The organism is Burkholderia sp. MSMB1498 (genome assembly GCF_001526245.1).
GTDB classification, from domain to species: domain Bacteria; phylum Pseudomonadota; class Gammaproteobacteria; order Burkholderiales; family Burkholderiaceae; genus Burkholderia; species Burkholderia savannae.
The window spans coordinates 1-7158 of sequence record NZ_LOYJ01000126.1; the positions used below are offsets into that span (position 1 = coordinate 1).

The window sequence follows — 7158 nt, forward strand, 5'->3', positions numbered from 1 at the left end:
CAAATCGAAAATGATGGGCACCACTTTGATGTCGCTTCTCGCCCTCGTCTACGACGGTCGCCGTGAGGCGCTTACGCCGTCGATGACGCGACCGTTGGACAGTCCGAAGTAGAAGGTGTGTCCAGCGATTCCGTTGCGGCGATGCGCCACGATTGCAGTTCGCCACGTAATCACTTGCCCCTTGTACTCGAGCAACGACTCGCCTGCTTTAATTGACCGCAGCGCGAATACGCCTCGTCCGTGAATGCGCGATTTGCGCACGGTGAATCGCTTCATATGGAATCTTCGACGTCTCGAGTTAGGTTGACAATGTTGATGGGCCGTCGCTTGTCTCGATTTTCGGAAAGTACGCCCTCCCGGTCTTCTGTGACCGAGTGTCGGTAGCACGTTCGATAGTCGTGCCGTCGCTGCGACGATCCGAAGTGGCCCAAACGGAACTCACAGGTCATTTTTCGGGTGTGGCGATCATAGACGCGATCTCCGACCTGGCTACAGGCCGCTGCGTACCGGAGGTGATTTGAAGTAGGCTTCCTTGCGAGCCATCTGTCGCGCATCACCTGTGAGGATGAGGCATCGTTTCCGATCGGTGACTGAGGTACCCTTTGGCGCGTTCCGGCAACCGAAATATACGCCCGCAGTAAAGACGTCAATCTGCCTTTTCGCCGCCGTGGTTTTTGTCAATACAAATGTCACGTACGCACCGATAACGGCGCCGATGAGGATTGCGCAGCCCTGCGTCAGATTGCGATTCATTATTGAAGACAAGAGCCAGAAAGGGTTGGTGGATGCGCTCGGGACAAATAATCCCCGCGCGATATCCGTATCGCACGTTCGCGTGTCCTGGTTCACTTTGCGCTAAAACAGCTCAACTGCTTTTCAACGCTGAGCCCGGCGGCACGAGGTATATCATCAGTTAAATTTTACACTTCATCGGATTCTTTTCCTTTCTACGACTGGTACTCGTCACTGGATCTCGCCCCCACACTGATTGGGTTGGCCATCCAAACTGATTCGGACCGACGCCGATCAAGAAGAGGGGAGCTTCCGTGGTGGCGCCTTCGGTCTTCCAGAGTCGCCATGCCATGCACCGGCCGAACCGAGAGTTCCGCCGCTGGTAGGTCCGCTACTCCACAAACTATCGCTCTTCGCGCGACGCGAACTGCTCCAGCGATTGATGTGACAGGATAGAAGCGTGCGGGCGCTTGTCCGCACATCCCCATAATCGCACTTGCGGGTAACGCGTGGTCTGAGGTTTTGCGTTTTCCTTGCTATTTCGCTGTCGACGGAGCGACGCTGGCAGGCGCTCGTCCAGCTACCGTGCCATTTGACGTCATCAGATTGCCGAAGATATGAAAATCTGGGGCGACCTTCGGTATCGTTGGTGTCGGAATGGTCTGCGACGCTGACATAGAGACGGTCCACCCGGCGCAAATCACATCACCCGCCTCAACCGCGAACCCGTTGCTGAGGTCGACCGACCACGCGCGCAGCGCCAAGCTCGTTGACTTCGACAATGTCACCGGGCCGTGCCCCAACTGAGGCGAGCGTCCTTACGATGGCATCGTCGAAGGGCGATCTCCCCTTACGTGAGGCCGGTTCAGCAACGCCATAGCCGAGCTTAAATACCCCGCTCTGTTCTGACCCGCCGACAAGCCGCTTCGCCCACGTCAATATCGAACGCATGTTCAGCCCTTCTCCCTGTTTTCCGTTGTGGCTATCGTGTGGATCGACGCGAATTTACTGCTCGATCAAAAAGCGTTCGCGCCTCTTTGCGTTCGCAATCCACGCCGGTGCGCGCCCCTTGCCGGACCACGTCGCCCCCGATTTGGGATCGCGGTACTTCGGCACGCTTTGCGGTTTCGACGTTGAAGTGTCCTTTGCCCGAGTCGTGCGCTTGCGACCGAACACGTCTTGCTCCGTTAGACCGTATTCGGCAACCTTAGCGCGTACGTCGGCAAGCACGGCCTCGATCTCAGCCGCGCGCAGTGCGTCGGCCTCGATCTGCAATGCCTCGATTTGAGCCTTCACATCCGAAAAGGTACGCTTAATGGCCGCCATTGTTTTCCTCTCCTGCTATTGCATTGTTTCGGCTGCCGGCCGTGCGGGGCGCTCGTGCGCCAGGTTGTTTTCCGCTGTCTCAGTTGGCTTCGCCGTTGCTCGGAAACAGCACGTCGAACCCAGGAACCGGAATCACGCGTCCGTCGTTCAAGCAAGCTGCGGCTGCGACCAAATGTTCGGACGCGGCACGCTGCGCGTGTGGCTTCCAGCCAAGGTGATCGAGTGCAGTGGCGGCCTCTTCGGCAAAGACGGCCGCAGCGTCCTCTGGCGTGATCCCATGCGATTTTATGTGTGCGTTTGCCAGGTCAATGAGCGCGTTCCGAAATGCTTCCTTCCGTTCGACGTGTGGCATGTTGTTTTCCGTTCAGTGGCCACACTCGGCCTGAGCCTGGGCACGTTCGCGCGCCTGTTGGTTCAGGTCCGCGACGGCACGATGCGACAGCAATATTCGTACGTCAGTGTTGTCGACAAGAACATAGTCGTCAGCTATTTCGGTACATCCACAGCTACGCAGCAACTCAATTGCCGCGTGCGCACCAAGCGGTCATAACGAGCCGCCGCGAATGCGATGTAGATCCGGCCGACCGTGCGACCGATCAACGTATTCGAGCGCGAAGCTGAGAAGGAATAATGATCGTGCGTTTGACCGTCTGCTTCCGTGACCTTTCTGCGCTCAATAGCCGTGGAAAAATGCTCCCCGTACCAACGATTCACCAGCGCAACGCTTACCGCAGCAAGTGACGTAAGCAGCGTTGCAATCGAAACAATCATCATAATCAAAGTCATGGCACTGTTTTCCTATCTGTCATTCACTGGACGGCAGCAGCACGCTCATCGCAAGGCCGGCCGTCGCGAGTACTACGCCGATCCATGACCAGAGCAGAGTCCACGACGACACTTCCCACTGCGCCAAATACGCGCAGGCCAAGATGCCTAAACAGGGCAAACCACATACCGCACACACGATCAAGGTTGCTACCTTATTCAATGGATCGTCCTGTTGAATCAAAATAAAGCCGTACAGCAGCAAAAATAAACTTGTATAGTGCGGCTCGACCACCAAGGCGAGCCGCTATCCGTTGAAGCAAAAAAGGATGCGAACGTCAGATGGATCACCCAGTTTCTTCAGCGCGTCGAGATGCTTGAAGTACAGCGGGCCCAATAATTCTCGGTAGGTTGTCACCGTGGGCGGGGCTTCGCTTTGGTCGATAAGCGTCTGCGCGTAGTCGAATCCAATCAGCTCGGCGGCCGACAGCCACGAATAGCCGTAGAGATCTTCGCTGCACTCCGACACGCGCTGCGCGACCGTCTTCGGTGCCTCCGGAACTACCGACCCGCTTAAGCCACATCCGTAGTCGTCGTGCCGATGACCATAAGGTGCAAGAGCTTCAAGCGAATGCTCATTAGAATCCTCTGGCAAGCCTCGTGGTGAAGCAAGTACCTCGCCCTGACTATAGTTTCGGATTCCAGCGAACAACGCCATCATTTCGTAGCTCTGCCAATAGAACGGCCTTTCAATGAACGGACGGCGATCCTCCGTAACCGTATCCCACTCGCCAATCGGGTTGGCAAACACCTCCGCCGTGTTGGTTTTCCAGCCGCTGGCCGTTTTCACTTCTGCGACGGTTTCAATGTAGGTGCCAATTTCGACAGTTTTACCTTAAAAATCAATGATAGCGCTATACTGAACCTGTTGTTCGCTCACCGGATGACGGCCGAAAAATCCTTATGAATCAATTGCAGCGCTATACAACTTTTTTTCTCAACACACGTCCCACTTATCCGTTAGCTCAGTTAGCCCGTGCATCCGGCAAGGTTCGGGGCGCTCGCGCGCCAAGTTGTTTTCCGTTGTCAGTTCGCCCGCTGACCGGGTGGCAGATCACCGCAGCGCAGCCAGTTCCGATCGTCCTCAACCCAGCTACGCCGGTCGTGTGCCGTCGCACCATCGCGGCGACTACGGAACCAGGCCCACCACGCGACTAGTCTCGAATCAGTTTCGAGCAGCGCATGACCTGTTCGATCACGAATGACGTAGCGGGGCTTCGCGGACTCCGCCGCGCGATCTGCGGCACGCAGTCGGCATTCCTCCTTCTCCCGCTCGTCAGCCGCCCACTCCGCCGATGTTGGACCAACTACAAGGCGAGCGCCCTTTGATGCCTCGGACGCCCAGCCTTCGTCGTCATAGTTGGGAATCGAAATGCGCACTTCCTCAACGTCGCCTGGTAGGCTCGCTTCGTCTGGCCTAGGCATCGCTCGTTGGTATTCGTCCCACGACATACCGGCGTGCTTCCGGCACACGGTATCCAGCCGCTCATCGGTTTCCTCTCGCGTGTCCGCGTCCATAATCCACGACGCCTCGTCGGCTGTCGCGGGCAGAAGCTCGCGAAAGCAATGGTCCGTAACCGTCGTGTATTGGGTGTACATCTCCGTTCCATCGGAGAACGAGACCCGCGCGATTCTGAGTCCCATATTCGAGCCTGTTTTCCGATTCAGCGAGAGCCTTTGAGCGCAAAGCGCACGGCTGCACGATGGTCTTTGTAGTGCGCCATCACGTTGCGCTTCGAGAGACAGTCTGTCACCACGCTCGCAGGTGCACCGAAGTGCAGACGCAAAGCATCGGCTGCATTGGCCTTGTGAAAGCACGCTGGCTCGACCGAGACGATATCGCCGTTGTCGTCGTGCATGTCGATCCAGACTTCGCCGTCTTCCATGTCTTGGCTGTAGTTCGGCACGGCTCTATCGTCGGCGCGCGCCGCAGCGATCATGCGCTTGCCCTCAGCCTCCGACACTTCCGTTTCCATCACTTCCATCAACTCGCCGTGGTGGGCGACTTTCGCAATCAGCGTGAACATCACAAGCTCCCGTTTTCCGATCTGTCACAGAAATGATTCGCGTGAACGATTTCGTTCAGCAATCTCGTCAGCCGGTGCGCCGACTGTGCTTCAGCACGCTGCCCACTTCCTTCACAGCAATGGCTTCCGGGTATTTCACTAGAACCTTGTCTTTCGAGCGCATCGCGTTTTCCGGGGTTATGCCAGCCCGATCTGCGTGTTGGGTTCGATCGCGTCCCTTTCATCGGAGAATCGGGATATACGACCGCAATCTCATTCGACCAAAATCAGTTCGGGCCTCGCGGCTCGATCGCGGATCAAGGACCACTGGATCTCCGTGGAGACGATGGTGCACAACCCAGTGCCAGTCGTTACCGCGCGGGTTGATCGCAACAATTGAACACAACGGCAAGGCATCCCAATCTCGTACGGCGCGGCCCCGCAGAGTCTTTATTCCGAAGGCCTCCAATAAATCACGGAGCTGACCTGACTGAGTGCGTGAACACTTCGACCATGCGAATAGCTCAAGTGCCGTCTCAAGGGCTCGCTTGTACGAAACACCAGCGAGACTTGCGACACATGCGACCCCACAACCAACAGTATCTACCTGCTTAACGTGCCGCGGCACAATGACCTTTGCCATGTGACCTCCTCAAATGACGACACTGTTTTTCTCTACAACAACGACATTTGGCTGCCAATGCTCTCGCGGGTGTCGTGGCCTCCTTCCTTTGCAGTATTGCCAGGCCGCCTTGCTGAATTCGTGTTCCGGACGACCTCCGCCGTCCCTTCCTCCCGTCGATACTCGCGGCCCCACTCGGGGCTAAGCACGTCGGACGAGAACAACACGCCCGGCGCAATCTGAACGAGCTGACTCATCGGCGGAGTTTCGCGGCATCGTTTGGCATGAGACCTGTCCCGTAGAAAACGAGCAGGAGCGCTACATCGCGCACCGGGTTTTGTCCCGTGACGGCCGCGATTTTCAGCGCGTGGCGAAGCTGATGAGGTTCGATAACTGGGGGTTTTGCCATCCCGTAACACCAGTTTATTCCCTTGAATTACGAGGAAGTATGCCCGCGCCGAAGGGCATACGCAATTGCGGGCCGCAGAGTACAAGCCGTCCTCGGAAAAGCCGACGCAGCCGGTCGCTCGCCGTTTCGGCCGCCGCACTATGTAGAGATCGACTTCTCCTGAACAGGATGATTGCTATACCCTGTTTGGGTGTCGCCGTTACTGGGGATGAGGATGTGCTATTCCGCCAAGATCCAAGCCAACTATCGAGAGTATGTGCGGCGCTACGGTGCCGGCATGGACTTAGAGGCATTTCGTCGTCTCTACTTCGCGCGAGCGGCTGGCGCCGACATCAAGATCCCGAAGGCGGTCGATGCCGCGTTTTCCGGTTCCGTCGACGAGGAGATCTCGGCCGCGATCGCCGCGTATCGTAGCCAGCGAACGAGCAAGCTTGAAACCGATCTCTTCGAGCTGCGCACCCGGCTCGCGGCCGCTGAGAAAAAGCTGGCCGAGAAGATCACGAAGAAGGCCAGCGAGGACGTCCGGATCGCCACCGACAAGATCAATGCCGCGACGCGCGGGCTCGACGATCTGCGCCGCCAGGACCTGCAGGAGCGCGATTCGCGGATCTTTCCGGGCTGGTACGCGCCCGTGCTGATCGAACTCGACGGCAAGCGCCTGGTCGTGCCGATGCGCTACCGATGCCGCCTGCCAGGATGGACCGAGGCCGACGAGAAGCAGAAGCCGGGAACCTACAATGCGCGCGTCGATTCGCTTTCGACGGCGTGGCGTAAGGTCTTCGGTTTCACGCATGGTCTTGTCCTCGTCGACGCCTTTTTCGAAAACGTGAAACGCGGCGATCAGAACATCGTGCTGCGCTTCGATCCGACGCCGGCGCATCCGATGCAGGTCGCCTGCCTGTGGACGCGCACCGAAATTCCCGGCTCGGACGATCTATGGTCGTTTGCCGCGATCACCGACGATCCGCCGCCCGAGGTCGCGGCGGCCGGCCACGACCGCTGCATCGTTCCGCTCAAGTCCTCGAACGTGGACGCATGGCTGGTTCCCGATCCGGGGCACCGCGGCGAGCTGCGCGAGATCCTCGCCGATCGCGAACGGCCCTACTACGAGCACCGACTGGCGGCATAAAAGGGCGGGGTTGGAGCTGGGGTTGTCTCTGGCATATACTGTACAAGCATACAGGTGCGACCTGAAAGTCGCTATCACAACTGTCTTGCCAATAGCAACCGGACAAGAC

At 57.8% G+C, this 7158-nt stretch carries 8 protein-coding genes and 1 pseudogene; 1 reads left to right on the plus strand and 8 read right to left on the minus strand.

The window, feature by feature from the left end; genetic code table 11:
* Positions 1 to 75: 75 nt before the first annotated feature.
* The 8 genes and pseudogenes from WS91_RS37680 to WS91_RS30080 all read right to left on the minus strand — a co-directional run.
* A pseudogene (locus tag WS91_RS37680) lies at positions 76 to 276 on the minus strand (SET domain-containing protein-lysine N-methyltransferase); the annotation flags it as partial.
* Between the two features lie 1461 nt (positions 277 to 1737).
* Complete coding sequence (locus WS91_RS30055) at positions 1738 to 2058, minus strand: H-NS histone family protein (protein ID WP_059671570.1); 321 nt, start codon at positions 2056 to 2058, stop codon at positions 1738 to 1740.
* A 79-nt stretch (positions 2059 to 2137) separates the two neighbouring features.
* On the minus strand, positions 2138 to 2410 hold the full coding sequence (locus tag WS91_RS35055) for a hypothetical protein (RefSeq protein ID WP_082717276.1): 273 nt from the start codon (positions 2408 to 2410) through the stop codon (positions 2138 to 2140).
* Between the two features lie 134 nt (positions 2411 to 2544).
* The gene (locus WS91_RS36540; protein WP_156432566.1) at positions 2545 to 2844 is read right to left on the minus strand and encodes a hypothetical protein; all 300 of its coding nucleotides are present in this window, start codon (positions 2842 to 2844) and stop codon (positions 2545 to 2547) included.
* 19 nt (positions 2845 to 2863) lie between these two features.
* Positions 2864 to 3121 (minus strand): hypothetical protein, encoded by a 258-nt coding sequence (locus tag WS91_RS30065; protein WP_059671572.1) that lies wholly within the window; start codon positions 3119 to 3121, stop codon positions 2864 to 2866.
* A gap of 9 nt (positions 3122 to 3130) precedes the next feature.
* Positions 3131 to 3673, minus strand: coding sequence for a hypothetical protein (locus WS91_RS36545; protein WP_156432567.1), 543 nt, complete (start codon positions 3671 to 3673; stop codon positions 3131 to 3133).
* A 236-nt stretch (positions 3674 to 3909) separates the two neighbouring features.
* Entirely contained in the window at positions 3910 to 4482 is a 573-nt protein-coding gene (locus WS91_RS30075) for a hypothetical protein (RefSeq protein WP_156432568.1), read from the minus strand.
* 65 nt (positions 4483 to 4547) lie between these two features.
* A complete protein-coding gene (locus tag WS91_RS30080; RefSeq protein ID WP_059671575.1) occupies positions 4548 to 4910 on the minus strand; it encodes a hypothetical protein in 363 nt (120 codons plus the stop codon).
* Positions 4911 to 6134: 1224 nt separating this feature from the next.
* Between WS91_RS30080 and WS91_RS30085 the strand changes: the two genes are divergently transcribed.
* Positions 6135 to 7049 (plus strand): SOS response-associated peptidase family protein, encoded by a 915-nt coding sequence (locus WS91_RS30085; RefSeq protein ID WP_059671576.1) that lies wholly within the window; start codon positions 6135 to 6137, stop codon positions 7047 to 7049.
* Positions 7050 to 7158: the final 109 nt, after the last annotated feature.